This is a genomic window from Saccharopolyspora sp. ID03-671 (genome assembly GCF_045278815.1).
Classification (GTDB): domain Bacteria; phylum Actinomycetota; class Actinomycetes; order Mycobacteriales; family Pseudonocardiaceae; genus Saccharopolyspora; species Saccharopolyspora ipomoeae.
Window position 1 is genome coordinate 6,538,796 of sequence record NZ_CP134054.1, and the last position, 26,583, is coordinate 6,565,378.

Below are 26,583 nucleotides of genomic sequence, written 5' to 3' on the forward strand. Positions count from 1 at the left end.
CACTGTGGCAGTTGGTAACGGACTGGGGCAACGAACCGATCGGGTGATCTACCTGCACAAACTCGCGTCTGGTTATGCTCTGGAACATGGCTGGTAACACTCGGCGAACCATCAGGGCCCGAGTCTTCGGGGCAGAACTCCGCGCTACTCGCGAGGCGGCGGGTCTCGGACTGCGCGGGCTCGCCAAGCTCCTGGACACGTCGCACGCAACCGTGTCCCGCTGGGAAACCGGCGCCCGCAGGCCAGGAGTTGCCGAGGTCGCCGCGTATTTGCAAGCGGTGCGAGCCCCGACGGACGTGCGCGAGCGGCTCCTCGGGATGGCGGATGAACCTGACGCGCCGAGGTGGTTGTCGATCGGAATGCCCGAGCAACCGCGTCAGCTCGCGACGCTGCTGGAGATAGAGCGCGCGGCAACCAGGATCACGACTGTTTCGCCTCTGCTGGTACCAGGTCTCATGCAGACTGCGGACTACGCGCGCGACATCATGATCTCGGCCGAGGTACCCCCTTCCGAGATCGACACGCGGGTGGCCGTGCGGCTCGGTCGCCGTGACGCCATCAACCGGAAGAAGCCCGTACAGCTGAATGCCTTCGTCGGCGAACTCGCGCTCCGGCAGGCGATCGGCAGCGACGAGACGATGGTTGATCAGTTGCGTGAACTGCTGAAGCTCGCCGAGCAGCCCAACGTCATGCTGCGCGTGCTGCCGATTCGCACGGGTTGGCATGCTGGTCTAGAGGGTCCGTTCGTCCTGGTCGAGTTCGATGATCGCGATCCGGTGATCAGCATCGAGAACCGCGTCAGCGCGCTTTATCTCGACGAGCCCGAAGATGTCTCGGCATACCGCTCCGCCTTGCCTAGGGTTGAGCAGATGGCGATGAGCGAGGCGGAGTCCACCTCGCTCATCGCCGACATCGTCGAGGAATGGGAGGAACAGGATGCGTGACCACACCGGTCCGATCGGATGGCGCAAGAGCTCGCGCTCGGCGCAAGTCGACAACTGCGTCGAGGTGGGCCGGGTCGGCGACGGCGCTGCCGTGCGCGACACCAAGGACCGAGCTGCGGGTTTCTTCACGGCCACCGGCGATCAGTGGTCGTTATTCATCCGCGCGGTGAAGGCCAACAGGTTCGATCGACCGTGAGCACGGCTCGTGCGGTGCCCCCGCTCCTCGCCACCGGGGACGCGGGGGCATCGTTGTCGTGACCGGAGATCCGGCATCCTCTTAGCAGGTCAGGGCACCCGCGGGTGCTGATGTCCTGCTGCCGGGCGTTACCGTGCGGCCTATGGATTTCGCCGATCAGGTTGTCGTGGTGACCGGAGGTGGGCGCGGGCTGGGCGCCGCGTTGGTGCGCGCGTTCGCGGGGCAGGGCGCCCGCGTCGTGATCGACTACCGCCGCAGCCGCGAGCAGGCCGAAGCGCTGGCCGACGAGCTCGGCGACCGGGCAATCGCCGTCGCGGCCGACGTCACCGACCGGACCCAGGTCGATGCCCTGTTCGCCACGGCACGTGAGCGTTTCGGGACCCCGGTGACGACGGTGGTCAACAACGCTCTGGCCGACTTCGCCTTCAACGGCGACGCCCGCTCGCACGCCGACGCGATCACGTGGGACGAGTTCTCCGGGCAGTTCGAGGGCAGCGTCCGAGGTGCGCTGAACGTCGCGCAGGCGGCGCTGCCGGGCATGCGGGAGCTCGGTGCCGGCCGGATCATCAACGTCGGGACGAACCTGTTCCAGAACCCGGTCGTGCCCTACCACGACTACACGGCTGCGAAGGCGGCGCTGCTGTCGCTGACCCGCACTCTCGCCGCCGATCTCGGGCCGGACGGCATCACGGTCAACATGGTCTCGGGTGGGCTGCTGCGCACCACCGACGCGAGCGCCGCCACTCCCGAGGAGGTGTTCGACGCGATCGCGGCGAACACGCCGCTGCGTCGCGTGGTGACGCCCGCCGAGTTCGCCGACGCCGCTCTGTTCTTCGCCTCGCCGTGGTCGCGGGCGGTCACGGGCCAGAACCTGGTGGTCGACGGCGGCCTGGTCAACGACTGATCGAGGCGATCGCGCTGAGTGGCTGATCGGTCGCCGCCCGTTCCGATACGGTGAGATCATGACCGACGAGACCAGGGAAGTCGAGCTGGCGGCCGAGGTTTCGCACGCGGACCTCACCCGGCCGAACATCGCCCGGATGTACGACTACCTGCTCGGCGGTTCCGCCAACTTCGAGGTGGACCGCCAGGCGGCCGATCACGCCCTCGCGCTCGTCCCGACCGAACGGGACTACAGCTACGCGAACCGGTCGTTCCTCGGCCGCGCGGTCCGGTACCTGGCGACCGAGGCCGGGATCGACCAGTTCCTCGACCTGGGGTCCGGTGTCCCCACGGTCGGCAACGTGCACGAGATCGCCCGCGAGCACTGCCCGCACGCGAAGGTCGCCTACGTCGACTGGGAACCCATCGCCTGCCACCACGCCCGCCACCTCCTCGGCGACGACCCGCAGGTCTCGGTCACCGAACTCGACGTCAGCGACGCCGAAGCCGTCCTCCGAGCTCCGGGCGTGGCCGAGCTGCTGGACTTCTCGAAACCGGTCGCGGTCCTGGCCTTCGGCATCCTCGACCTGCTCCCCGACCCGGACGGCGCAGCGCTCGTCGAGCGCTACCGCGACGCCTGCGTCCCCGACAGCGCCCTGGCGGTCTCCAACAACGCCCAACTCTCCCGCACCGACACCGAGATCGAAGCCCTCCGCTCCCTCCTCGCAGGAACCTCCACCCCACACCTGCACATCCGCACCCCCGACGAAGTCGAAGCCCTGTTCCCGGGCTACACCCTGGTCACCCCAGGAGTAGTCCCCGCAGCCCACTGGCGCCCGGACACCCCGGTCAACGACGAAGAAGCAAACAAGGGCAACGTCCTCGGAGCAGTCGGAATCCTCCGCACCTGACGTGGCGGCGGCCAGCTGCCACGGGGGCGAAGTGGCGGGGAAGCGTGATCCAGATTCCGGTGTCAGCTGGGTTTTCGGACCAGTCCGGTGTATCCGGCTACGAAGAGGGTTGCGAAGGCCCACCCGAGCATGTGCAGGACATAACCGCCTGCGAAGAAGGCCTGGCCGAGCTGGGTCGTAGTGGCGAACTCGCAGTGCTTGGCGCCACCCATTTTGAGAAGCGGGAGTGCGGTGTCGGCGGCGAGGCCGAACACCTCGGCGGGTGAACAGCGACCGCCTGGTGGGGCGGGTCGGATGGCGACACCGAGCGCGGAAGCGGCCAGCGATGTGATTCCGGCGAGCAGACACACGCCCGCGAGGTATCCGAGGGCCCGGAACGGGCGGTGCCCATGACCGATGAAGGCTCCGCTGGCGAGGTGAAGGATCCTGCGTCCTCTGCCGACTGGTCTGCCTCGGCGGCGGAAATCGCGCTGCTGGGCGATGAGGATGTCGCGGGCTTCGCGTTCGTGTCCTGCAGCGCGATGTGCGGAGGCGAGTTGTTGGTAGGGCTGAGCGGCGTAGGCGGGACTGTGATGGGAGAGAAGCTTCAGCCATTCCCGGTGCGTCGACCCGCGTGGCACGAACGGGTACTGGAGGCCGTTCAGGTTCGCCAGAACAGTCCGATTTCCGCCATTGCTGAGTACGTGCATGGGGAGGACGAGGTCAGAACCGACTTGGGCTCCGATGAGCACCAGCGCTGGGCCTTCCGCGGACGAATTCATGACAGACGACTCGTTGAGGTTGAGCTGACCTGTGAGCGACATACCTTGCAGACGGACGGTGCCGCGCTCGCAGTCGGAGCCGGCCGTGAAACCCTCGTTGAGGAAGAGACTTCCCTTGACGGTGAGCCAATCGGCGTTGATCGCAGGGCCATCGGTCGCCCGAAGTTGGGCTTTGTCGAGTTCCAGCGGCCCGGTGATGGTGGCCCCGAGCAGGCACAGAGCGCCGCGAGAGCTGATTGACCGACCGATGACGTCGATGAGGAACAACCCGTTTCCGACGGTGATGCGTTCGGCGTTCACCGCCGGTCTGGTTGAGGAGTCCAACCGAGCACGGGTGGCGTTGACCTGGCCTGAGATGTTTGCGCCCACCAGATTCAGGCTTTCGCATTGAATCCCGACGAGCTGCAGGTCGTGTTCACAGGTGAAGGACTCGGCTTCTAACGCGCAGAAGGTGCTTTCGGACAGATCGAGGCGTGGAAGGTGAGCTCTGGTGAGGTGCAGCGGAGCGTCGTGGGCGCAGTGGGTGAGTTCCAGTGGAATCGAAGCCCGGATGTCGATCAGGTCCAGTTCGCCGATGATGTGGGCTCCGCGCAGTCGCACACCGCGAGGATCAGGGTCTTCGGAGTGGTGGCCGCGCAGGAGGTCTCTGATCACGACGCCCCGGATCTCGTTGTCCGATGCCGTCGAGAGGTCGACGAGCCGGCCCGACCGCGCCCCCTCGACGAGCCTTTTCTCCGCTGCCGTCAGCTCCGCCATGTTCAAGATCGTAAAGAACTCGCGGCTTCAGAACGCCGTGTTGATGTACATCGGCCTCGGACACATGACCCGCGCAGCGGTCGCTCTTGGTTTTCGGGCGGCTATGCGCGTCGGCGGTGTTCGGTGGCTGTGGCGAGGCTTGCTCTGCAGGTGCGGAGGATCTGCCTGGTTGCCGGGGTGGTGGGGGTTCGGGCGCAGCGGGTGCAGGTGATGGTGATGTCGCCGGTGAGCTCGTCGACGGCGATGTTGGCCTCGGCTTCGCAGGGGCGGCACCAGCGGTGGCCGGTGACGGCGATGACGTGGGTGGGGGAGCTGATGCACTCGTGGGCCCAGCGGCGGTGCACGCGACAGCTGATGCGTTCGAGGGCGGAGAGCTCCTCGCGGTCCTCGGCGGTGTCCTCGTCGATGAGGACACCGGCCAGGCGGCGGTCGCGGAGGTGCGCGTAGCGGCGGTGGGTCTCGGCGGGATGTGGGTGCGGTCGGTTCTGGAGGAGCATCTGGACGCCCTGGTCGGTGGTGCGAGGACTTGTCCAGGGTCTTTGGTCCCGGTCCCGATGGCATCCGTGGCACTGCGTAGGTCACTGCGTAGACCGGGCGGGGCGCGCCGAGGACGGTGGCGGTCTAGGTAGCGAACTCGGTAGTTCTGCCCTGGTCGACCGAGCACCCGCACGGGAAGTTGGAGCGCATCAGATCCCCCGGCCCTTCGCGAGAAAGCTCGATCATGTCCTCCCGCCGAACCACCGGTCAGCTGCCGCACCAGACGTCCCACGTGTACCGCAACCCGTGCACCGGCAGGTGGATCTGCGACTTCGAGGGCACCCGCGCCGAGCCCGGCCCCGACAGCGCGCGCACGGTCTGCCGCACCCACCGCGAGGCGGTGCTCGTCGCGGTGACCACGATCCCGGCCCGAGCCGAGGTCTGAGGATCAGTCGGCCAGGTCGGGATCCGCGCGCAGGTACGCGGCGATCTTGGTCCGCGACGTGTAGCCGAGCTTGCTCAGGATGTTCTCGACGTGCGCTTCGGCGGTGCGCGGCGAGATGATCAGCTGCTCGGCGATCTCCCGGTTCGTCAGCCCGTCCGCCACCAGTCGCGCGACCTGCCCCTCCCTGCGGGTCAGCGGTGAGGAATCGGCGGTGCGGGTCTGCTGCGGTGTGCCGAGCGCGTAGTCGACGGTGGCCTCCGGTGACATGTGCGTGCCCGCGGTCTGCTCGGCGTCGAACCGCGTGTCGCCCAGCGCTTCGCGCAGGGTGGCGGTGCAGCGCTCGTGGGCCTGGAGGTAGTCGGCGAAACCGAACATGGGCAGGCCGATCGGCAGCCAGAGCTCCTGGTTCGCTCCCACGAGCCGGGCCGCGCGCCGGTGCCGACCGGATTCGGCCAGCACCCAGATCAGCACCTCGACGCAGCAGGGGATGCCGAGCCAGTCGCCGAGCTCCCGCTTGATCTCGATCGCTTCGCGCAGCGCCGCCGAGGCCAGGATCTCGTCGGAACGGGTCCAGCCGATGAGGCCCAGCACCCACAGCGCCCACGTCGCCGCCCAGCTCTCGCCGACCTCCCTGCTGAGGCGGCGGCACTGCTCGGCGATGCGTTCGGCCTCCCGGTCCTCGCCCTCGATCAGGCGGAGCCACCCGTGAGCGGCCAACCCGATCAGCGACTCCGAGTCGGCGACTCCGAGTGACCGGTAGGTGCTCTGCGCGCCGGAGAGGAGCGCGTCCGCCTCGTCGAGGTGACCGCCGAGCAGCTCGTTGACCCCGAGGAACTGCTCGGCGCGGGCACGCGTGAGCTGCTCGCCGAGACGCTCGGCGACGGCGATGCACTCGGTCAAGATCGCCGCGGAGCCGATCGGATCGCCCTGGACCTGCCGGACCCAACCCGCCACCCACAGCGCCTCGGCGCGCAGGGGAGTGTCGTCGTGGAGCTCGGCGAGCGCCCGGTCGACCCACTCCCGCCCCTCGCGGCCGGCGCCCATGACCCAGAGGTGGCGCAGGTCTACGGCCATCCGCACGGTCGCGGGCCGGTCCGCGTCGGTGTCGAAGCCGAAGCGCAGCGCCTCCCGGAAGTTGACCTGCTCGCGCCGCTCCATCGCCGCCCACTCCGGCTGCCGCGGCCCCGACCAGTCGTGGCGGGCGCGCGCCGCCAGGTCGGCGAAGTGGTGCAGGTGCCGTCGGCTCACCTCGACCTCGGCGTCGCTGCCGCGCAGGAGCTCCCGGCCGAACTGCCTGATGGTCTCCAGGACGTGGTAGCGGCTGCTGCGGGCCGAGCGGGACAGGACCGACTTGGAGACCAGGCCCGTGATCGCGTCGGTGGCCTCCTGCGTCGTGAGGGAATCTCGGCCGATGACGGCGAGGGCCGTGGCGAGGTCGAACCCCCCTGGCAGGACCGACAGCCGCGCCCACGCCGTTTGCTCGGCCGGCGAGCACAGCGCGTAGCTCCACTCCACGGCGGCGCGCAGGGTCTGCTGGCGGGCCGGCGCACCCCGGAGCACGGTCGGCAGCGCCTGGAACCGGTCTTCGAGGCGGTCCAGGATCTCGTCGACGCCCATCGCCTGCAGCTGCACGGCGGCGAGCTCGATGGCCAGCGGCATCCCCTCCAGCCTCGCGCACAACCTGGCGACGGCCTCGCGGTTGTCGGCGTCGAGGGTGAACCCCGGCACGGCGGCGGCCGCTCGCTCGGCGAACAGCTGGATCGCCTCGTGCTGGAGCGGGTCCCCGTGGCCGGAGAAGCTGAGCGGCGGGACGGGGACGATGTGCTCGCCGAGGACGTGCAGCGCTTCCCGGCTGGTCGCGAGGACGCGCACGCCGGGTGCCGCGCGCAGCACGGCGGCGATCACCTCGCCGCACGCGTCGATCAGGTGCTCGCAGTTGTCGAGGACCAGCAGCAGCGACTTGTCCCGCACGTGCTCGACCAGCACGTCCCGGGACGACTCCGCCGAGCGGTCCGGGACGCCGAGGGCGTCGATGATGGCGTGGTCGGTCAGGGTCGGATCGCGGAGCTCGGCGAGCTCGACGATCCAGACCCCGTCGGCGAAAGCCCGGTGCGCGGACTCGGCGACGCGGACGGCCAGTCGGGTCTTGCCCATGCCACCGGTGCCGACCAGCGTCACCAGGCGGGCGGATCCGAGCAGCCCGCGGATCTCGCCGACCATCGCCCGCCGGCCGACGAAGCTGGTGACGCTCTCCGAGCCGGGGAGGTTGCCCACACGCCGGGACATGTCACCACCAGCTCACACCTTCAGCTCGGTGCCCAGCACCGCTACCTCCGAGTGTAGTCCTGGTGAGAAGCTCGCCCCGGCGCGCGATCAGGCCGTCGCCCGGGCCGCTGCCTTGCCCGCTTGGCGGCCGGAGAAGAGGCAGCCTCCGAGGAACGTGCCCTCCAGCGCCCGGTAGCCGTGGACTCCGCCGCCGCCGAAACCGGCGACCTCGCCCGCGGCGTAGAGGCCCGGGATGGGGTTGGCCCGGCCGTCGAGGACCTGGCCGTCGAGGTTCGTCTGCAGGCCGCCGAGGGTCTTGCGGGTCAGCAGGTTCATCCGGATCGCGATCAGCGGGCCCGCTTCGGGGTCGAGGATCTTGTGCAGCGGGGTGGTGCGGATCAGGTTGTCGCCGACGTAGGCCAGGGAGTTGCGGATGCCCATGACCTGCTCGTCCTTGGTGTAGTTGTTGTCCACCTGGCGGTCCCGCTGGACGATCTGGCGTTCCAGGTCGGCGGCGTCGAGCAGATCGTCACCGCTGAGGTCGTTCATCCTGGCCACCAGCTCCGAGACGGAATCGGCCGCCACGAAGTCCTCGCCGAAGTCCTGGAACGCCTTGACCGGCGGCGGGGTGTCGTTGAGCGCGCGGCTCGCCAGGTAGGCGGCGAGGTCCTTGCGGGTGAGCTCCGGGTTCTGCTCCGAACCGGAGAGGATGAACTCCTTGTTGATGATCCGCTGGTTGAGCACGAACCACGAGTAGTCGTAGCCGGTGTCCTTGATCAGCTTCAGCGTGCCGAGCGTGTCGTAGCTCGGGATGCCCGGGTTCGGGAACCGCCGCCCGCGCGCGTCGAACCACAGCGATGACGGCGCCGCCAGCACCCGGATGCCGTGATCGGGCCAGATCGGGGTGTGGTTGGCCAAACCCTCGGTGTAGTGCCACATCCGGTCCCGGTTGACCAGCCGCGCACCGGCCCGCTCGGTGATCCCGAGCATCCGGCCGTCGACGTGCGCCGGAACGCCGGTGATCATGCGCTTCGGCGGGGCGCCCAGCCACTCCGGCCAGTTCTGCCGAACCAGGTCCTGATTCCCGCCGATACCACCGGAAGTCACGATGACCACGGGCGCGCGCAGCTCGAAATCACCGACCCTGGTGCGCGAACTCGGCTTGCCGCGCGGCGCGTTGCTGGGCTCCAGGATTCCGCCCCGCACACCGTCGACCGCGCCGTTGGTGATCGTGAGCTCGTCGACCTGGTGGCGGAACTTGAACGTCACCAGACCGTTGTCGGCGGCTTCCCGCACGATCTTCTCGAACGGCTCCACGACACCGGGGCCGGTGCCGAGCGTGAGGTGGAAGCGCGGCACCGAGTTGCCGTGGCCGTCGGCGTGCCGGCCGCCGCGCTCGGCCCACCCCACGACCGGCACCCACCGCACGCCCAAACCGTGCAGCCAGGAACGCTTCTCGGTCGCGGCGAACTGCAGGTAGGCCTCGGCCCACCGCGCCGCCCAGTGGTCCTCACCCAGCGGGTCGTCGACTCCCCGGTCGAAACCGGCGCTCCCGAACCAGTCCGCGCGGGCCAGCTCCAGCGAGTCGCGGATGCCGGCCAGCCGCTGCTCCTCGGAGTCGATGAACATCAACCCGCCCAGCGACCAGAACGCCTGACCACCGAGGCTCGCCTCGGGCTCCTGATCGACCAGCAGCACCTTGCGGCCCTGCGCGACCAGCTCCGAGGTCGCGACCAGCCCGGCCAGACCACCGCCCACCACGATCGCGTCGGCATCGCCACCAGCCGCCGGAGCGGCACCCGCGGCCCCCACCGGCATCGCGGCACCTGCGGCGGCCACCCCGCCGCTGACCAGCACGGAGCGCCGACTGACCAAGCCGTTCTCGCGATCGCTCATGACGTCCTTCCGCCGTTCGGTCCGCATCGACAGCGCGGAGACACCGGGCTCTCGGCGACCGCGCCACCGTGCAATGAACACCGTTCACCGAACGGGACACAAGACTTCCGGATCATTCGTTAGGAAACGGACGCAGGTCGGCGGAACGGGGGCGTCCGCTCGGCTCACCAGGTCGGCATGACCGACTCCGGGTAGCGGGATCCGGCCGAGCCGCGGGGCAGGATTTCCCGGATGCGCGCGAGATCCCGCGGGGTGAGCGCGATGTGCGCCGCCGCGGTGTTCTCGGCGACCCGCTCAGGGCTGCGGGTCCCGGGGATGGGCACGATGTCGTCGCCCTGGGCCAGCAGCCACGCCAGGGCGAGCTGGGTGACCGTGATGCCCTTGGTGCCGGCGAGGGCCGTCAGCTCGCGGATGGCGGTCAGGTTCTCCTCGTAGTTGCCGGGCTGCCACCGCTCGTCCCAGCTGCGCATGTCGTCGGCGGGGTACTCGGCGGCGGGCTTGACCGAACCGGTGAGGAAGCCCCGTCCCAGCGGCGAGTACGGCACGAAGCCGATGCCCAGTTCGCGCACCACCGGCAGCACGTCGGGCTCCACGGCGCGTTCGAACACCGAGTACTCGGTCTGCAGCACCGACACCGGGTGCACGGCGTGGGCGCGCCGGATGATGTCCGGGCCCGCCTCGCTGAGCCCGAAGTAGCGCACCTTGCCCGCGGCGATCAGCTCGCCGACCGTCCCGGCCACGTCCTCGATCGGGACCTCCGGGTCGACCCGGTGCTGGTAGAGCACGTCGACGTGGTCGGTGCCCAGGTGGCGCAGGCTGTTGTCGGCGACCTGGCGGATGTTGTCGGGCCTGCTGTTCAGCGCGAACCCGTCGGGGCCGGGCGGAGTGCTCATGTCGAAGCCGAACTTGGTGGCGAGCACGACCTCGTCGCGGATGCCCTCGACGGCTCGGCCGAGGAGCTGCTCGTTGCTGCCCGTGCCCATGCCGTAGAGCTCGGCGGTGTCGAACAGCGTCACGCCCAGTTCGTGCGCCCGGCGGATCGCGGCGATGCCGCCGGACTCGTTTCCGGCGCCGTAGGCCATCGTCATGCCCATCGTTCCGAGGCCGATCGCCCCGACCTGAAGGCCCTGCGTGCCGAGCGCGCGCTTCGGCAGAGTCGTGGTGTTGTCCTGCTGCGTCATGCCGTCAACGCTAGGTTCGCCGCGCCCCGGGGGCATGGGCTGCGAGTAGCATGAACTTGCCTGATCTTCTCAACGGGGAGTGCTCCGTGCTCGACGATCTCGAAGCCGCCATCACCCGGCACGTCGGCGACGGGTCCGCCGTGCCCCGCCTCTCGCTGGCGATCATCGACGAGCCCGTCGTGCCCTCCGACGTGCTCTACGAGCCGCTGGTCTGCTTCACCGCCGCCGGTTCCAAGCGCGGTGTCGCGGGGGAGCGGAGCTGGACCGTCGGCCGCGGCGAGATGTTCCTCAACTCGCTGGTCATGCCGGTCACGGCCACGTTCGAGGAGCTGCCCTACCGCTCAGCGGTGCTGAGCCTCGACGGTGGGACGCTCGCAGATCTCGTCCTGGAGCTGGGGCCGAGCGCGCCCGCGCGTCCGAACCCGGGCGGCCAGATCACCGCACCGATGACCCCCGACATCACCGACGCGGTGACCCGATGGGTGCGGCTGCTCGACACGCCCGAGCACATCGGCCCGCTGGCGCACCGAGTCGAGGCCGAGATCCTCTACCGCCTGCTCGTCAGCCCCCTCGGCCCGATGCTGCGCGACCTCACCCTCGCCGACACCGCCACGGCCCGGATCCGCTCGGCGGCCAGGTGGATCTGCACCCACTACACCGAACCGCTCACCGTCGACGCGATCGCGGCGGTCGCCCACATGAGCACGGCGACCCTCTACCGGCACTTCAAGGCCGCCACCGGCATGAGCCCGCTCAACTTCCAGAAGCACCTCAGGCTCCAGGAAGCCCGCCGACAACTCCTCGCCGGAAACACCACCGCAGCCCGAGCAGCCGAAGCCGTCGGCTACGTCAGCCCCACCCAGTTCAACCGCGAATACCGCCGCACCTACGGCCTCCCCCCAGCCCAGGACACCGCCCGCCTCCGCGGAGAACTGACCAGCACCGGTCGGGTGCAGTAGCCGGACGCGCTGGTTCGACCTCCGCGAGCTCCCCTTGCGCCGTGCACCGAATCCCGATCGACGCCCAACCGGTCCAGCTCAAGCCGCCGTTCTCTCAACTGATCCCTGGATTCGGCCGCAGATTCCCGTGAATCCGTACGGTGCCTGCCGGTTGGAGCAATGCGATCACCGGTCTCGCGGTTCCGCCGGGAGTCGAGGCCGGGCGAGCATGATCATGTGTCTACGTCCGATGGGAGTCCGGGCCAGGTCGCAGCAGAAGCCGAGAAGCAGCTCAGACGATTCCGAGACCGCAATCTCCGCATCGGTCCCGGACGCAAGGTGCACCGCGTCAAGGTCACGTCCGAGAGTGGCGTGCACCAGCCGACGACGGTCTGCGGCCAGCTGATCAGCCGAGGCCCGCTGTTCGAGTGCGAAGCGGTCGAGCTGAGAGCCGACTGCCGAAAATGCCGAAAGCTGTGCAACACGGCGGATCTGTGCTCGGACGTCGAATTCGCCGAAGACGAGGACGGCCAGTTGGCCCTGTTCGACCCCGTGACGAAGCCCTAGGCTACGCGCGCTGTCCCCACAGAGCTTGATGCTGTGCCGAGCTGGTGAGCGCGGTGCGGACCAGCTCGACGTCACCGGGCTCATCGTCGACGACAGCGGCCACGGCATCCCGCGCGATTACCTGACCAGCGCGTTCGTGCAGTCGCGCGCCACCGACCTGGCCAGGCCCGATTTCGTGGCGCCGGCCAGGTCTTTCGGCGTCCGGCAACCCTGACCGACGCCGAGTCACGCGCGCTGATCTTGCAGATGCGCTCAGCACGCGCGGACTCAGCGTGGTTGCCCTGCCCGCGGCTCTGCGGATGTTCGCACCGACCCACCTCTGAGTCGTCAGCCGCTGACCTTCTCCAGTCCGGTCCGGAGGCGGGCGACGGTGCCTTCGACGTCGCCGAGCTTGTCGAGGCCGAAGAGGCCCACGCGGAAGGTGGAGAAGTCGGCGGGTTCGTCGCAGTGCAGCGGCACTCCGGCCGCGACCTGGATGCCTGCCTCCTTGAAGGCGGCGCCGCTGCGCAGCTCCGGGTCGTCCGCGTGGACGACGACCACGCTGGGGGCGGCGAACCCGTCGGCGGCGACCGACGGGAGCCCGTGCTCGGCGAGGAGCGCGCGCACGCGGCCGCCGAGGTCGACCTGCGCGGCGCGGAGGTCTTCGAAGCCGCGATCGCGGGTCGTGAGCATGAGCTCCAGGTTGTGCGCGAGAGTGTCGGTCGGCATGGTCGCGTGGTACGGGGTCTGGCCCTGCGTGTAGGCGTCCGAGATCGACAGCCACTTCTTCAGGTCGGCGGCGAAGCTCGTCGACGTGCTCGCCTCGACCGCGGCCCGACCGGCCTCGCTGAGCATGACGTAGGCGGCGCACGGGGACCCGCTCCAGCCCTTCTGCGGTGCGCTCAGCAGCACGTCGACGCCGAGGTCGGTCATGTCGACCCAGAGCGCTCCGGACGCGATGCAGTCCAGGACCAGCAGGCCACCGACCTCGTGGGCGGCCTCGCCGAGGCGGCGGACGTAGTCGTCCGGCAGCAGCATGCCCGCTGCGGTCTCGACGTGCGGAGCGAAGACCACCTCGGGTCGCTGCTCGCGGATGGCGGCCACGACCTCGTCGATCGGCGCCGGCCGCCACGGGGCCTGGTGCGACTCGTCGACCGGTCGTGCCCGGTGGACCGCGTGCTCCTGCGCGATCGACCCCATGTCGAGGATCTGCGACCAGCGGTAGGAGAAGAGCCCGTTGCGCACCACGAGGCAGCGGCGGCCGGTCGCGAGCTGGCGCGCGACGGCCTCCATGCCGTAGGTGCCACCGCCGGGTACCACCGCGACGCCGTGCGCCCGGTAGGTCGTCCGCAGGACGTCGATGATGCCCTGCATCACGCCTGCGAACCGCTGCGACATGTGATTCAGCGAGTGGTCGGTGAACACCACGGAGTATTCCAGCAGGCCACCGGGGTCGATGTCGTCATGAGGCAGTGCCATGACGTTAGCCTGACACATGCGGTGGAGCCGGCTGCGGACAGCACCGCGGCCGGGTCCGACGCGGCCTGTCAGCGGCGACGCGAAACGGAGTGCGAACGATGCGACACCTGCGACTCCCGTCCGGCGGCGACCTGCCCGTGCTGGGGCAGGGCACCTGGGGCATGGGCGAGCGCGGTGCGGACCGCGCCGCGGAGACCGCGGCGCTGCGACACGGGCTCGACCTCGGCATGGGCCTCATCGACACCGCCGAGATGTACGGCAGCGGCGGTGCCGAGGAAGTCGTCGGCGAGGCGATCGACGGTCGGCGGGACGAGGTGTTCCTGGTCAGCAAGGTGTTCCCGCACAACGCCGACCGGCGGGGGACGGTCGAGGCGTGCGAGCGCAGCCTGCGCCGGTTGAAGACCGATCACCTCGACCTCTACCTGCTGCACTGGCGGGGCGGAACACCGCTGTCCGAGACGCTCGACGCGTTCGAGGAACTGCGCGAAAGCGGCAAGATCGGGCATTTCGGGGTCAGCAACTTCGACCCCGACGACATGGCCGAGCTGTCGGCGCAGGACGGCGGTGGCGACTGCGCGGTCAACCAGGTGCTCTACAACCTCACCCGGCGCGGCATCGAGCACGACCTGCTGCCGTGGTGCCGGGAACGCGAGCTGCCGGTGATGGCCTACTCGCCGATCGAGCAGGGGCGGCTGCTCGGGGACCCGGTGCTGCGACGGGTCGCCGAGCGCCACGGGGCCACGCCCGCGCAGATCGCCATCGCCTGGGTCCTGGCAGGGGAAGGTCTGTGCGCGATCCCCAAGGCCGCGACCCGCGACCACGTCGAGCAGAACCGCGCGGCACTGGACGTCCGGCTGTCAGCGGACGATCTCGCCGAGCTCGACGCCCGGTTCCCCGCCCCGAACCGCCCAACACCGCTCGAGATCCTCTGAGCGACCGCTGCCACCACGGGCGGTGTCGTAACGGCGGTGCTCACGGATTCCCGGTGGGGTGGCCGGTACGAGGATGGCGTTCGTCCCCGGTGAACCGGCGTGCAGAGGACGCAGAAAGGTCGATGGGGTTGATCCAGTCCCAGGCGTCCGAGGGGGAGGAGATCTCAACGGCGGGAAGGCCGAGGTAGTCGGCGACTCCCGGGACCACGTCGGGCAGACCCGGCTTCGCGTCCCCGTCACCCACGAGGTGGGTGGGTTCGTCGATCAGCTTGGTTCGGTCTCCGGTGAACGAGTGGTGCCCGGCGTGCGCGCGGCCAATCAGAATCACGTACTTGCTCGGCGTTCTCGCTTGGTCCTGCCGGACGACGTCGGCCGCGAAGGTGTTCATCCTCGCCGCACGCGTGTGCGCTGACCAAGCCTCCGCCACCTCCTGCTCGGTGCCCAGCACCCTCCGCTTCCGTGCGGGGATCGCATCAACGCCCTGGATGGTGATCCCGCCGACGGCTTTTGCGGCGTTGAGAACTGTCCGCAGGCCGTCGTGATGCCAGCGGTCCTGGTACGCGCGGCAGAAGACGTCGAGCTGCGGTGGCATCGGCGCGTCCTGCGCACTTCCCAGGTGCTCGTCGACCCAGCCTTGGGCATCGCCCCGGCGGATCTGTTCCAGGTAGATCGTGCGCAGACCGGCGGCCTTCGCCGCGTTCAGGTTGGCCGCGAGGAAGTTCCAGGCGTACTCCTCGTCGTGCTTCTCCCCGATGACGAAGCCATCTGCGTCGGGATTCGTGAGGAGCGCTCGCAGCGCTTCCCCCGGCATCAGCCCGGTTCGACCGGCCAGGGGGTGGTTCACCGCCGCGCCGCCGGCGAAATTCCTCGCCTCGGTGACGGCTTCGCGCTCAAGGGTTTCGTCTCGGGCGTCCTGCTGGGACCAGTACCGGCGAGTTCTCGCGGATTGCCTTCCCCGCTCTTCGAGACGCCCGACCGTCCCGAAGCTGCCCACGAGGTGGGTCGAGAGGGACGGATATGCGTCGTGCAGAGCTCGCGGATGGTATTTGACCAGGACGGACTGCTTCTCGTGGTTGAAGATCACTTGCGGATCGTCGGTGATGTGCGGGTGGTGGCGCTCGACGACGGCGACCAGCTCGGTCCACTCGGGAGTGTTGCCGGGGACGAATATCTGGGACCAGTTCCTCTTGGGTCTGGGGAAGTCGACCACCACCGACGGTCCCTCCGGCTCCTCGCGCACCTCGTCCATGCGCTGGACGGTCGACCCGACGTCCCGAGGTGCGCCGTTGCGAGGAATCGGCCGCGATGGTGCGGCACCGCTCGACATCGCCCTGGCCGCCGTCGCGTCGGCTTCCCGTTCGAACCGATCTGCGGGATCGCTGACCTTCAACCCGTCGGGGGTCTCCGTCCCGGGGACGGGCCCCGACCGCTGCTGGATCACGTGGGCGAGCTCGTGCGCCAGCATTCGCTCGCCTGCCGGGGAAGACGTGTCGTAGCGCCCGCGCTGGAACACGATGTGCGAACCGGACGTGAACGCGTGCGCCCGCACCGACTCGGCCGCCTCGTGCGCCGCGGTATCGGTGTGCACCCGGACGTCGGAGAAGTCAGCTCCCAACCGGGTCCCCATGTTCGCCGCGACCTCCGCGTCCAACGGCTGCCCCGGTGACCGCAGCGCCTGGTGCACCGCACTGCGCTGCACTTCGTGGCCGAGGGTCCGCACCACCGAGTCGTTGCCGACCAGGCGCTGCAGGGCCAGCACCCCGGCGGGGGTGAGCCGCCCGCCGGCCGCCACACCCCGGGCAGCGGGTTCCGCAGGCGTCCGCGCGGGTCGGCTGGGCCGGTTGACCCGGTGCTCGGGGCACGGCTCCTGCTCTCGCATCCCGTCACCTCCCTCCGCCTTCGACGACTGTCGCCACCACGCCCGACCACGAGAAGGGCTCCCGGTGACGGGCGCGGAGCAACTCGGCTGCCCGAACGCGCAACGGGAACGCGATGATCCGTCGGCTCGGACGACTGTTCGAGCGGGAGCGGTGAACGGGTAGCTGTCGAAGCTCCGTTCACGCGGGAGGCCGGGTCGGCGCCGACGTGCGATTCCCGGGCTCGTCCTTAGGCTGTGGGCTGACCACCGTTGTCGCTCCGAAGGGCGGCGCCCATGACCAGCAACTCGCCGGACGGACGGGGGAGCGGTCCCGCAGCGCTGGTGCGCCACGCGCAGATCGCCTGCGTGTACCTGGCGGTGGGTGTGCTCGCGGTCCTGGCCTACACGGTGCGCGGCATGCTCGTGCTGGTGTTCCTGGGGTTCTTCTTCGCGCTCGGCATCGAGCCGGCGGTCGCCTGGCTGCAGCGGCATCACGTGCGACGCGGTCTGGCGATCGCGTGCCTGGTCGCGGCGGTCCTGATCGTCGTCGGAGCGCTGGTCCTGCTCGCGCTGGTCCCGGCGATCGGTCAGCTCGGCCACTTCGTCGCGCGCGTCCCCGACCTGCTCGCGGGCCTCGGTGCGAACCTCGGCGAACCCGGCGATCTGCGCGCGCACCTGCACGACCCGGCCGTGCAGGAGAAGCTGAAGGAGACCGCGAGCGCGGCGGCGACGTTCGCCCTGCAGGCGCTGACCGCGGGGTTCGCCGCCCTGGGCGTGGTCTTCGGCGGCGTGTTCGCCGCCTGCACGGTCGGGGCGCTGATGGTCTACTTCGCGCTGGCCATGCCGCGCATCCACGCCGCGGTCGACCGGTCGGAGGAGACCGGCCGGGGTCGTGCGGAGGCGCTGCGCACCGCGATGAGCCGGGTGGGCGGCTACGTCACCGGGCAAGCGGTCGTCTCGTTGTGCGCGGGGATCGCGTCCTACGCGTTCTTCCTGATCGCCGGCGTGCCGTACCCGGCGCTGCTCGCCATCGTGGTGGCGCTGCTGGACACCATCCCGCAGATCGGGGCCACGCTCGCCTCGGTGGCGGGCACGGTGGTCGCGCTGAGCGAGAGCCTGCCCCTGGCCGTGATCACGCTGCTGTTCTTCATCGTCTACCAGGCCGTCGAGAAATACCTGATCACACCACGGGTTTTCGCCAAGGCGGTCGAGCTCAGCCCGCTGGGCGCGTTCGTCGCGATCCTCATCGGAGGGGCGCTCGCCGGAGTCCTCGGCGCCATGCTGGCCCTTCCCGTGACCGCGGCGCTCAAGGTGCTCTACCGCCACGCGAGGACCGAGATGACGACCCGATCGGCCGCCTGAGGAGAACGCGTTCCGCCACCGGCGCACCGTCGGCCGTATCGGGAGGCGCTCGCCGCCGGTCAGGACGTCGTCCTGAACGGCACGCGCACGCCGGTCGCAGGCCGACGAACTCGGCGTCCGAACGATGCACCCCGGTGACGAGGTGGTGGAGACGTGCCGCGAGCTCTCCGGTCGTCGCGGCGGTTTCGGTCGCCTTCTCAGAGGAACTCGGGTTGTCCCGACCGGTCGGTCGTGCTCACTCCGCACCGCCCCCTTCATCGACCAGTCCCCGAGAACAACCGGGGTTTCGCAGTGAGGGCGGTTCGGTCAGTTGAATCCCATTCCGCGTCTGCCGGTTTCGTTGAGCTGGTCGTGGGTGAACCGCCCGGTCCAGTCCCGTTCGTAGTGCTCCGGCGGGAAGTCGGTGGGACTGGAGCCGGTGAGGAAGGCTTCGCGGACGGTGGCGGCGTAGGCCTCGTTGCGCGGGCACCACGGGGCGGCGGGGATGTACATGACGTTGCCCCATCCTCGCTGGTCGGCGACCGGTGCGACGCTGTGGATCATGTCGCAGTGCCACCAGACGGAGTCCCCGGCCTCGATGTCGGGGATGCCGACGAGGCCCTCCAGCAGATCGGTGTGCCACTTGTGGGTGGCGGGGAAGACCTGGTTGGTGGTGACACCGCACATGTCGTCGTCGGGGACGTCGGCGAGCAGGGGGCGCAGCATGAGGTACGCCATGGCCTCGGGGATCGGGACGGTGTGCAGGACGCCCTGATCGTGGTCCATGTCGGACAGGGCGGTCCAGCCCTGGAAGGTCCGGAACGCCGAGCACATGGTGGAGCCGGGGTACTGGGGGCCTGAGGTGCGGTGTGCGGCGTCCCAGGGGTCGTACTGCTCGACGGTGCCGTCGAAGAGGTGCCTGAACGCCCGCTGGTAGGACTCGGTCATCCACAGGTCGAGCGTGCCGGGGTCGCAATGCGTGCCGAGCCCGGCGGAGTCGGCACCCGGCGGACGGCGGCGGATGCGATCGGGGTACATGGCGTCGCGCGCGGGGTCGAACCACTGCACGCCCTCGGATTCGTGCTTCCAGAAGGAGTTGAGGAACGCCTGCACCTCGGCCATCCGGGCGCTCTGCCGGGCTTCCATCTGGGCTGGTGACCAGTAGATCGGGTAGATCTCCGGTTTCGACCCGACGCTGCCGAAGAATTCGTCGCCCGGCCCCCGGTAGGTCTCGAAGAAGTTGTTGCGCTCGACGTAGTCGACGATGCCGGCGTCCCAGGCCAGGGCCTGGTCGCGGTCGAAGTGCCCGCGCACCACCAAGCAGCCTCGCCGCTTGAGCTGGTCGATCTGCTCGGCGCTGACGGTCCCGCCGGCGATGTCGGCGTAGTCGATGACCGGCCACCGGCTCGCCGCGTTCCTGCGCCGCCTTGATCTCGCTCACGCGCTCGGTGATGCGCCGCTCCACGACCGCGAAGGCCTCTTCGACGGTGCGGCCTGAGGCTTCGATGCGAGCGCGCAGCGCGGGCTTGATCTGCTGGATCGCGGCGGACAGGTCATCAGGCGTGCTCTCCCAGTGAGGCAGCGCAGGTGTCCGCCGCACGTCGGATGTGGTGGTCACGTCGAACTCCTTTGGTCAGGACTCCTAACTAATAGGTGAAGGTAGCTGCCGAGTGCTGTTTGGGCAACACTCCTGACTAAACTCTCGGCATGTCCTCCGCCAAGCCGTCCCTGGAGCTGTTGCGCTCGCTGACCGATGAGCACGTGCTCCGGGCCGTCATGGACCAGCGCCGGATGACGCGAACGGAGATCGCTGCGCGCACGGGGATCTCGAAGCCGACGATCTCCGACAGCGTGCGCAGGCTCAGCGAGGCCGGCGTGCTGGTGGACACGGGCGAGCGAACGACCGGTCGTGGGCGGGCGGGCTCGTACTACTCGTTGAGCGAGGAGTGCGGGGCGGTGATGATCGCGAGCATCACGCCGTCCGGGGTGGTCGCGGAGGCCGCGGACGCGTTCGGCCGCGTCGTCGCCCGGGAGCAGGAGCGGATCGGCAGGTCGCCCGGCGTGGAGGTGGCGGCGGACGCGCTGGCGGAGGTCGCCGCCCGGCTCCGGCGCGCTGTTCGCGGCTCGATCCGGTGCGCCGTGGTGAGCGCCGCCGACCCCGTCGATCGCGAGACCGGGCGCTTGGTGGAGCTGCCGGACGTCCCCTTCCTCGTCGGGGAGCTGGATCCGGTCGCCGTGCTGGAACCGCTCGTCGAAGGCCCGGTGCTGGTCGACAACGACGTCAACTGGGCCGCCCGTGCCGAGCGCGGCGCGGGCCGCGCGGCCGGTGTCGACGACTTCGTCTACGTGTACCTGGACGAAGGTCTCGGGTGCGCGGTCGTCACCGACGGCGCGGTGCGGCGCGGGCATCGTGGTCTCGCGGGCGAGATCGCGCACCTCCGCACCGAGGGCCCGGACGGAGCGGTCGTGCCGCTGATCGAGGTGTTCGCGGCGCTCGGGCTTCGTCGGCGGGGGTCGACCGCCGTCGACGTCGAGGCGTTGCGGAGTGCGATCGAGGCGGATGGCGAGGCCGGCGACCGGATGCGCCGGGCGCTCGCGCGCGCGGTGCGCGGCGTGTTCGCGGCCGCCGTCGCGCTGGCCGACCCCCAGCTCATCGTGCTGGGCGGGGCCTGGGGCACCGAGCCGGCGATGGTCCGGGCCATCGCCGGGCTGTTCGCCGAAGCGCCGCGCCACGTCCCCGTCGTCCCGGCCGAGGTGCCCGAACCGCAGGTCGCCGGTGCCCGCGCCCGAGGTGTGGAGGAACTCCGCGACCGCATCATCGCCGGTTCCTCACCACGGCCGTCATGATCTTCGAACGCGGTGGTCGCTGGGCGTGACGAACCCCAGCTGTTCCAGGGCGTCGGCTTGCAGCGAGCGGGCCGTTTCGTGGTCGGGCTGGGTGAACAGGACGTGGTTGAGGAAGAACTGTTCGCCGGTGGTTCCGACGCTCCGGCACCTCCGCCACCAGGTGTGCGCAACCGCAACACCGGTACCTCCGCTCGCGGGTTTTCCCGGGTGCGGTGAGGTGGAACACGGCAAAACCGGGGCGAAAGACCTGGTCGCGGGACCCCCACTCGGCTGCATGCTCGAGGAGGTTCCCCGGGAGGGGACGTTTTCGAGAGTCGGTTCAACGGCTGCGGGAGGGAAAGCCGATGGTTCAGATCGCCGAGGTCACCGGACTGTTCGACCGGCGCGCATCGGACGACGCGCCGACGCAGGGGCTCGCCGTCACCGGGCGGTGGGGCGAGTTGATCCCGACGCCGCGCGAGGCCGGGACGAGCACGCGGTTGGTGGTCGAACGAGGAGCCGACGAGGGTGCGGAGTTCGTGATCTCCGCGCCGCTGACGGTGATCGGACGTCACCGCGACTGCGACATCGTGATCGACGACGTGACGGTGTCCCGGTTCCACGCTGAGCTGGAGATCGTGGACGGGCGGTACTTCCTCCGCGACAGCGGTTCGCTCAACGGGATCTACGTCAACAGGCGGCCCGTGAAGCGCGTCGAGCTGTTCGAATCCGATGAGATCTGGATCGGCAAGGCGCGGTTCACCTTCCACACCGGCGCAGCGGCGGACCTCACGGTGCCCGCCCAGCGGTGAGAACGGGCGTCCCGGCGGGGAGACCGCCGGGCGCGCGCCTCGCCGCGTCCGTCCGCGTGAGCTGACGACGCGCGCGGCGGAGCTCGCCGCGCCCGAGCGCCCGCACCGAAACCCGGCTGCTCGCAGCCGCGATCCGGCGTCTCAGGGCCGCGCGGCTTTCAGCGAGTCGCTCAGCCGCCGGGCCGCCGCGCGCACCGCCTCGGCCCGCACATCGCCGTCCGCGCCGGTGAAGTCCTCGCTGTGCCCGCCGAGGCTGATCGTGCCGACCAGCGACTCGCGCGAACCGAGGATCGGGGCGGCGACGGCCGAGACCCCGTGCAGGTAGTCGTTGCGGCTGCGCGAAACCCCCTCGGCGCGCACGTGATCCAGGTGCGTCGCGAACTCCCCCGGCTCGGAGTGGGTCGTCTCGGTGAAGGCGGGAAGCGGCTCCCGCAGGACCCGGCGACGGAGCTCGGGGTCGAACGCGACCATCGCCACCGGCGCGGCTGCGGCGTGGTACGGCAGGACCGATCCGATCGAGACGGCGGCCAGCACCATCGGTTTGCCGCCCTCGACCCGGTCGATGCACACGGCCCCGGCGGGGGAGGGGACCATCAGGAACGCCGTGTCGCCGAAGTCGGACGCCAGCGCTTCGAGCTCCGGCCGGGCTTCGGTCCGCAGGTCGAACCCGGCGAGCGCGGCGGCGCCGATGGTGAACATCGGCATCCGGACCCGGTAGGCCCCGCTGTGGTCCCGGTGCACCCAGCCGGCCTCGACGAGGGTGCTCATCAGCCGGTGGACGGTCGGTTTGTTGAACCCGCTGGTCGCCGTGAGCTCGGCGAGCGTGATCACGGGCCGCTCGGCGCTGAACTGCCCCAGCAGCTGACAGGCGCGCAGCACCGATCCGACGGTTTCCCGCCCGGAGCTGTCCTCGACAGCTTCTCGTGCCACCGCCACCTCCCCTCTCGTGTTTCGGGACAGCGTCAGGCTAGCGGCCTGCTGACCGAAGCGGCTTGACATGGTCGTGTCCCTCGCGCACAGTTTCGGAACGCGTATCGCATCACGATACACAAGGGAGCTGTCAGTGGATCTGCGAGAGATGACCACCGAAGGACTCGTCTACGCACCCGGCGTCTGGGACGGGTTGACCGCGCGGCTGGCCGAGCAGGCGGGCTTTCCCGCGCTGTGCGCGTCCGGGTTCGCGATCTCGGCCGCGCTGGGCTACCCGGATGCCGAGCTCTACACGATGTCGGAGAACCTGCACGCCGTCCGGACGATCCGCGAGGCGAGCCCGCTGCCGGTCATCGCCGACATCGACACCGGCTACGGCAACGCCGTCAACGCCGCGCGAACAGCCCGCCGGTTCGCCGATGCCGGGGTCGCGGCGGTGTTCATGGAGGACCAGCGCTCGCCCAAGCGCTGCCCGCTGATCCCCGGTGCCGAGCTCGAACTGCTCGACCTGGCGGAGGCCACGGGCAAGATCCGCGCCGTGCGCGACGCCGCGCGGGAGACCGGAATGCTCGTGATCGCCCGGACTGATGCCAAGGGGGACGAGGCGCTCCGCCGGGCCGAGGCCTACGTCGAGGCCGGAGCCGACCTGATCATGCCGGTCACCAAGACCTTCACGACCGTCGAGGAGTGGCGGCGCTGCCACGAGATCACCGGAGCACCGCTGATGGCGACCCTGACGGCCTCGGCCTGGACCGAGCGGGAGTTCACCCCCGAGGTGATGGAGCAGATCGGCATCCGCATCGCGCTGCTGCCCACCCAGCTGCTGATGGCGGTGACCGGTGCCGCGCAGGAGTGCCTGAGCCGTCTCGCCGCGGGCGAACCGCCGGCCCAGGTCGGCGCGGGAGCCACACCGCACCACGAATTCGTCGAGCTCATCGGGATGCCCGAGATCGAGCGGCAGCAGCACGCGTACCTGCCCGCCACCGAGACGGTCTGAGGGAGGCGCAATGGCGAGCACGATCACCGAGAAGATCCTGGCCAGGGCGGCGGGCGTCGACGTCGTCAAGGCGGGCGACAACCTGCCCGCGCGCCCCGACTACATGATCGCCTACGACTTCCCCGGCTACACCGATGTGATGTTCCGGCAGATGCACGACGACTTCGGCATCCGCGCGCTGGCCGAACCGGAGCGCTACGTGGTCTTCATCGACCACATGCTGACCAAGGGGACCGAGAAGGAGCAGGAGGTCCACCAGGTCACCCGCGACTGGTGCGCGTTCTACGGCATCGAGCTGCACGAGGCCCGCGGCATCGGCCACCAGGTGATGGCCGAGCTCGGCTACGCGCTGCCCGGCAACTTCCTGATCCACTTCGACGGCCACATCTCCGGCGCGGGCGCGTTCGGCGCGCTGGGGTGGGGCGTGCGCCGGGACCTGCTGGAGGCCTGGGTCTCCGGGCAGATCTACCTCGACGTCCCCCGCACCACGCGGTTCGAGCTGACCGGCGAGTTCGCTCCGGGCGTCGACAGCCGGGACCTGGTGCACCACATCATCGGCGAGTTCGGGGCCGACGGGTGCGCGCACCAGGTGATGGAGTTCGCCGGGCCGGGCGCGCGGGCGATGTCGATCGACCGCAGGCAGGGCCTGTGCGGCATGGCGATGTTCACCGGTGCGGTGTCCGCGGTGTTCGAGCCGGACGAGGCCGCGCTCTCCTACGCGCGGCGGTTCGCCGCAACGGATTTCACGCCCCAGCTGCCGGACCCGGGTGCCGACTACGCGGCGGTGCACACCATCGACCTGTCCGCGCTGAGCCCGCAGGTCGTGCTGCCGGGGTCGGCTCGCTCCGCCAACACCCGTCAGGTCGTGGAGCTGTCCGGAACGCCGGTCACCAAGGCGTTCATCGGTTCCTGCGCCAGCGGGCGGATCGAGGACATCCGGGCGGCCGCGCTCGTCCTCGACGGGAGGAAGGTCGCCCCGGGGGTCGAGCTCAACGTGGTCCCGACCTCGGACGCGGTGCACCGGCAGGCCGAGGACGAAGGGCTGCTCGACGTGCTGCGGGCGGCCGGAGCGCACATCGCCCGCTCCAGCTGCGACTTCTGCTTCGGCTACCAGAAACCGCTGCAACCGGACGAGAACTGCATCTCCACCGGCGTGCTCAACATCTCCGGCCGCATGGGCAGCACCGACGCGAACATCTTCATGGGATCGGCGTTCACGGTGGCGGCCAGCGCGGTGACCGGCACGATCGCCTCGGCGGGGGAGGTGACGCGTTCATGAGCGCCGCCCGCGACTACCCTCCGCCACCGGACCTCATCCGCGGGCGCGTGGCCTGGGTGTTCGGCGACGACTTCGACATCGACCTGGTGATCGGGGTCGAGAACATCAAGTCCTACGACGCGGAGTTCCTGCGCGGCAAGGTCATGCAGGCCTACGACCCCACCTTCGCGGACCGCGTCCGGCCCGGCGACGTCATCGTCGGTGGCCGCAACTTCGGCTACGGCCACCCGCACTACCCGCCGATGGTGGCGCTGCGCGACCTGGGCATCGCCGCGGTGCTGGCCGAGTCCTTCTCCCCGGGGTTCTGGCGCGGGGAGACCCACAACGGCATGCCGCTGCTGACGGTGCCCGGCATCAGCACGGCGGTCACCACCGGTGACTCGGTGCAGGTCGACTGGCGAGCGGCGGTGGTCGGCCTCGACGGCGGCACCGAGCTGCGCGGCGACCCGCCGAGCGCCCGCGTCCGCCGCGTGATCGAAGCCGGCGGTTCGGTCAAGCTCCTGCTGGCCGAGCACGCCCGCAACCCCAGCCCCCAGCACTGACCGTTCCTCGACCCGGTCAACGACGATCAGGAGTCAGCACCATGTCCGAGACGGCCCCACCAGCCGCCGCACCCACCACCGGAGCCTCGCCTGCGATGGCTCGACGCGCCGCCGCCGCGGGAGGCGTCGGCACGCTGATCGAGTACTACGACTTCAGCGTCTACGCCTTCCTCGCGGTCACCATCGGCCCCCTGTTCTTCCCCAGCGGCCAGCCGGCCGTGTCCCTGCTGCTCACCCTGGCGGTCTTCGGATCGGCCTACGTCATGAGACCCGTCGGAGGCTGGTTCTTCGGCAGGCTCGGCGACCGTCGCGGACGTCGACGGGCGCTCGTCGTGACGGTCGTGGCGATGGGGATCTGCTGCGGCCTGCTCGGGCTCCTGCCCACCTATTCCGCCGTCGGGGTCCTCGCCCCGGTGCTGCTGGTGCTGATCCGGCTGGCCCAGGGGTTCTCGGCCGGTGGCGAGATCGGCGGCGCGGCGACCTACGTCGCCGAGTCGGCGCCGGTCAAGCGCCGCGGGCTCTACGGCTCGGTCACGGCGCTCGGCTCGACCCTCGGGTTCGCGGTGTCCGCAGCGGTCGTCGGCCTGGTCAGCACCTTGACCACGGCTGAGCAGATGACGGCCTGGGGCTGGCGGATCCCGTTCCTGATCTCCATCCCGCTGGCGATCCTCTGCCTGTGGGTTCGGGTCCGGCTGGAGGACACCGCGGAGTTCGCCGAGATGGCCGACAAGCGGGAGGTGGTGCGCAGCCCGCTGCTGCAGGTCGTCAAGCAGCACCCGGTGTCCATCCTGCGGGTCATCGGCATCGCGATCGCCATGAACGGCAGCGGCTACATCGGGCTGACCTACTTCAACGTCTACCTGATCAACGACCTCGGCTTCGACAAGCAGGTCGTGTACTGGACCTCGGCGCTGGGGATCGGGCTCGCCTGCGTCACCTACCCGATCGCGGGTGCGCTGTCGGACCGGTTCGGGCGGCGGCCCGTGCTGATCACCGCCTACGTCGGTTACCTGGTCATCGCGTGGCCGTCGTTCGCGATCCTCGGCGCGACGTCGAGCATCCTGGTCGTCGGGCTCGTGTACGTCGTGTACATGTCGTTCAACGGGTTCGCGCAGGTCCCGGCCTTCCCCCAGTTCACCGAGCTGTTCCCGCGGCAGGTGCGCTACACCGGCGTGGCGCTGGGCTTCAACATCGGCACGATCATCGCCGGCGGCACCGCTCCCTACATCGCCGCACAACTGGTGCAGAGCACGGGGAACCCGATGGCGCCCGCGTTCTGGGTCATGGGGGTGGCGGTCGTCGGTTTGATCACCGTGCTGACCCTGCGCGAGACCGGCAGGGACCGCTTGCCGGTCTGACCGCCCGGTTCACCGCAGTGTCGCGAGCGAA

The 26,583-nt window shown here is 70.0% G+C and carries 25 protein-coding genes; 16 read left to right on the plus strand and 9 right to left on the minus strand.

What is annotated here, in order from left to right; translation table 11 throughout:
• Positions 1–86 precede the first annotated feature (86 nt).
• From REH65_RS30345 to REH65_RS30360, 4 genes are all read left to right on the plus strand, one after another.
• Entirely contained in the window at positions 87–944 is an 858-nt protein-coding gene (locus REH65_RS30345; protein WP_406690164.1) for a helix-turn-helix domain-containing protein, read from the plus strand.
• Positions 937–1,140: a DUF397 domain-containing protein gene (locus tag REH65_RS30350; protein WP_406690165.1), complete on the plus strand. Its 204-nt coding sequence runs from the start codon at positions 937–939 to the stop codon at positions 1,138–1,140. Before REH65_RS30345 ends, REH65_RS30350 begins: the two co-directional genes overlap by 8 nt.
• A gap of 142 nt (positions 1,141–1,282) precedes the next feature.
• Positions 1,283–2,044 carry a 3-oxoacyl-ACP reductase gene (locus REH65_RS30355; protein WP_406690166.1) on the plus strand — a complete coding sequence of 254 codons (762 nt, stop codon included), beginning with the start codon at positions 1,283–1,285 and terminating at the stop codon, positions 2,042–2,044.
• 58 nt (positions 2,045–2,102) lie between these two features.
• On the plus strand, positions 2,103–2,933 hold the full coding sequence (locus REH65_RS30360; RefSeq protein ID WP_406690167.1) for an SAM-dependent methyltransferase: 831 nt from the start codon (positions 2,103–2,105) through the stop codon (positions 2,931–2,933).
• Between the two features lie 62 nt (positions 2,934–2,995).
• On the opposite strand, the gene REH65_RS30365 is transcribed toward REH65_RS30360, so the two are convergent.
• Both REH65_RS30365 and REH65_RS30370 read right to left on the minus strand, forming a co-directional pair.
• Entirely contained in the window at positions 2,996–4,450 is a 1,455-nt protein-coding gene (locus tag REH65_RS30365) for a hypothetical protein (RefSeq protein WP_406690168.1), read from the minus strand.
• Positions 4,451–4,551: 101 nt separating this feature from the next.
• Complete coding sequence (locus tag REH65_RS30370; RefSeq protein WP_281458275.1) at positions 4,552–4,947, minus strand: hypothetical protein; 396 nt, start codon at positions 4,945–4,947, stop codon at positions 4,552–4,554.
• 224 nt (positions 4,948–5,171) lie between these two features.
• Between REH65_RS30370 and REH65_RS30375 the strand changes: the two genes are divergently transcribed.
• A complete protein-coding gene (locus REH65_RS30375; protein ID WP_406690169.1) occupies positions 5,172–5,372 on the plus strand; it encodes a hypothetical protein in 201 nt (66 codons plus the stop codon).
• Positions 5,373–5,375: 3 nt separating this feature from the next.
• Here the strand turns inward: REH65_RS30375 and REH65_RS30380 are convergent, their stop codons facing one another.
• From REH65_RS30380 to REH65_RS30390, 3 genes are all read right to left on the minus strand, one after another.
• Positions 5,376–7,658, minus strand: a complete 2,283-nt coding sequence (locus tag REH65_RS30380) for a LuxR C-terminal-related transcriptional regulator (protein ID WP_406690170.1) — start codon at positions 7,656–7,658, stop codon at positions 5,376–5,378.
• An 87-nt stretch (positions 7,659–7,745) separates the two neighbouring features.
• Positions 7,746–9,455 (minus strand): FAD-binding dehydrogenase, encoded by a 1,710-nt coding sequence (locus REH65_RS30385; RefSeq protein ID WP_406693269.1) that lies wholly within the window; start codon positions 9,453–9,455, stop codon positions 7,746–7,748.
• 242 nt (positions 9,456–9,697) lie between these two features.
• On the minus strand, positions 9,698–10,714 hold the full coding sequence (locus tag REH65_RS30390) for an aldo/keto reductase (protein WP_406690171.1): 1,017 nt from the start codon (positions 10,712–10,714) through the stop codon (positions 9,698–9,700).
• An 86-nt stretch (positions 10,715–10,800) separates the two neighbouring features.
• Between REH65_RS30390 and REH65_RS30395 the strand changes: the two genes are divergently transcribed.
• The 3 genes from REH65_RS30395 to REH65_RS30405 all read left to right on the plus strand — a co-directional run bounded on the left by REH65_RS30395 (position 10,801) and on the right by REH65_RS30405 (position 12,433).
• Complete coding sequence (locus REH65_RS30395; RefSeq protein WP_406690172.1) at positions 10,801–11,673, plus strand: AraC family transcriptional regulator N-terminal domain-containing protein; 873 nt, start codon at positions 10,801–10,803, stop codon at positions 11,671–11,673.
• Positions 11,674–11,991: 318 nt separating this feature from the next.
• Complete coding sequence (locus REH65_RS30400) at positions 11,992–12,219, plus strand: hypothetical protein (protein ID WP_406690173.1); 228 nt, start codon at positions 11,992–11,994, stop codon at positions 12,217–12,219.
• 28 nt (positions 12,220–12,247) lie between these two features.
• On the plus strand, positions 12,248–12,433 hold the full coding sequence (locus REH65_RS30405) for a hypothetical protein (RefSeq protein WP_406690174.1): 186 nt from the start codon (positions 12,248–12,250) through the stop codon (positions 12,431–12,433).
• A 113-nt stretch (positions 12,434–12,546) separates the two neighbouring features.
• Here REH65_RS30405 and REH65_RS30410 read toward each other — a convergent pair whose 3' ends face one another.
• Positions 12,547–13,677 carry an aminotransferase class V-fold PLP-dependent enzyme gene (locus REH65_RS30410; protein ID WP_281458281.1) on the minus strand — a complete coding sequence of 377 codons (1,131 nt, stop codon included), beginning with the start codon at positions 13,675–13,677 and terminating at the stop codon, positions 12,547–12,549.
• 98 nt (positions 13,678–13,775) lie between these two features.
• Between REH65_RS30410 and REH65_RS30415 the strand changes: the two genes are divergently transcribed.
• Positions 13,776–14,609: an aldo/keto reductase gene (locus REH65_RS30415; protein ID WP_406690175.1), complete on the plus strand. Its 834-nt coding sequence runs from the start codon at positions 13,776–13,778 to the stop codon at positions 14,607–14,609.
• 40 nt (positions 14,610–14,649) lie between these two features.
• On the opposite strand, the gene REH65_RS30420 is transcribed toward REH65_RS30415, so the two are convergent.
• Positions 14,650–16,488: a DUF4157 domain-containing protein gene (locus REH65_RS30420; RefSeq protein ID WP_406690176.1), complete on the minus strand. Its 1,839-nt coding sequence runs from the start codon at positions 16,486–16,488 to the stop codon at positions 14,650–14,652.
• Between the two features lie 273 nt (positions 16,489–16,761).
• Here REH65_RS30420 and REH65_RS30425 point away from each other — a divergent pair, with 273 nt between their 5' ends.
• Entirely contained in the window at positions 16,762–17,829 is a 1,068-nt protein-coding gene (locus tag REH65_RS30425) for an AI-2E family transporter (protein ID WP_406690177.1), read from the plus strand.
• A gap of 306 nt (positions 17,830–18,135) precedes the next feature.
• Here REH65_RS30425 and REH65_RS30430 read toward each other — a convergent pair whose 3' ends face one another.
• Entirely contained in the window at positions 18,136–19,200 is a 1,065-nt protein-coding gene (locus tag REH65_RS30430) for a YbiU family protein (RefSeq protein WP_406693270.1), read from the minus strand.
• Between the two features lie 315 nt (positions 19,201–19,515).
• Between REH65_RS30430 and REH65_RS30435 the strand changes: the two genes are divergently transcribed.
• Complete coding sequence (locus REH65_RS30435) at positions 19,516–20,655, plus strand: ROK family protein (RefSeq protein ID WP_406690178.1); 1,140 nt, start codon at positions 19,516–19,518, stop codon at positions 20,653–20,655.
• A 344-nt stretch (positions 20,656–20,999) separates the two neighbouring features.
• Positions 21,000–21,446 (plus strand): FHA domain-containing protein, encoded by a 447-nt coding sequence (locus tag REH65_RS30440; protein ID WP_406690179.1) that lies wholly within the window; start codon positions 21,000–21,002, stop codon positions 21,444–21,446.
• A 141-nt stretch (positions 21,447–21,587) separates the two neighbouring features.
• Here REH65_RS30440 and REH65_RS30445 read toward each other — a convergent pair whose 3' ends face one another.
• Positions 21,588–22,376, minus strand: coding sequence for an IclR family transcriptional regulator (locus tag REH65_RS30445; RefSeq protein WP_281458717.1), 789 nt, complete (start codon positions 22,374–22,376; stop codon positions 21,588–21,590).
• A 133-nt stretch (positions 22,377–22,509) separates the two neighbouring features.
• Here REH65_RS30445 and REH65_RS30450 point away from each other — a divergent pair, with 133 nt between their 5' ends.
• From REH65_RS30450 to REH65_RS30465, 4 genes are read left to right on the plus strand one after another with little or no spacing between them, the layout of a single operon-like run.
• Positions 22,510–23,373: an oxaloacetate decarboxylase gene (locus REH65_RS30450; RefSeq protein ID WP_406690180.1), complete on the plus strand. Its 864-nt coding sequence runs from the start codon at positions 22,510–22,512 to the stop codon at positions 23,371–23,373.
• 10 nt (positions 23,374–23,383) lie between these two features.
• On the plus strand, positions 23,384–24,652 hold the full coding sequence (locus REH65_RS30455; protein ID WP_406690181.1) for an aconitase family protein: 1,269 nt from the start codon (positions 23,384–23,386) through the stop codon (positions 24,650–24,652).
• Positions 24,649–25,194, plus strand: a complete 546-nt coding sequence (locus REH65_RS30460; protein ID WP_406690182.1) for a 3-isopropylmalate dehydratase — start codon at positions 24,649–24,651, stop codon at positions 25,192–25,194. The genes REH65_RS30455 and REH65_RS30460 overlap by 4 nt, the downstream gene beginning before the upstream one ends.
• Positions 25,195–25,235: 41 nt before the next feature.
• Positions 25,236–26,552: an MFS transporter gene (locus REH65_RS30465; protein WP_406690183.1), complete on the plus strand. Its 1,317-nt coding sequence runs from the start codon at positions 25,236–25,238 to the stop codon at positions 26,550–26,552.
• The last annotated feature ends 31 nt before the right edge of the window (positions 26,553–26,583 follow it).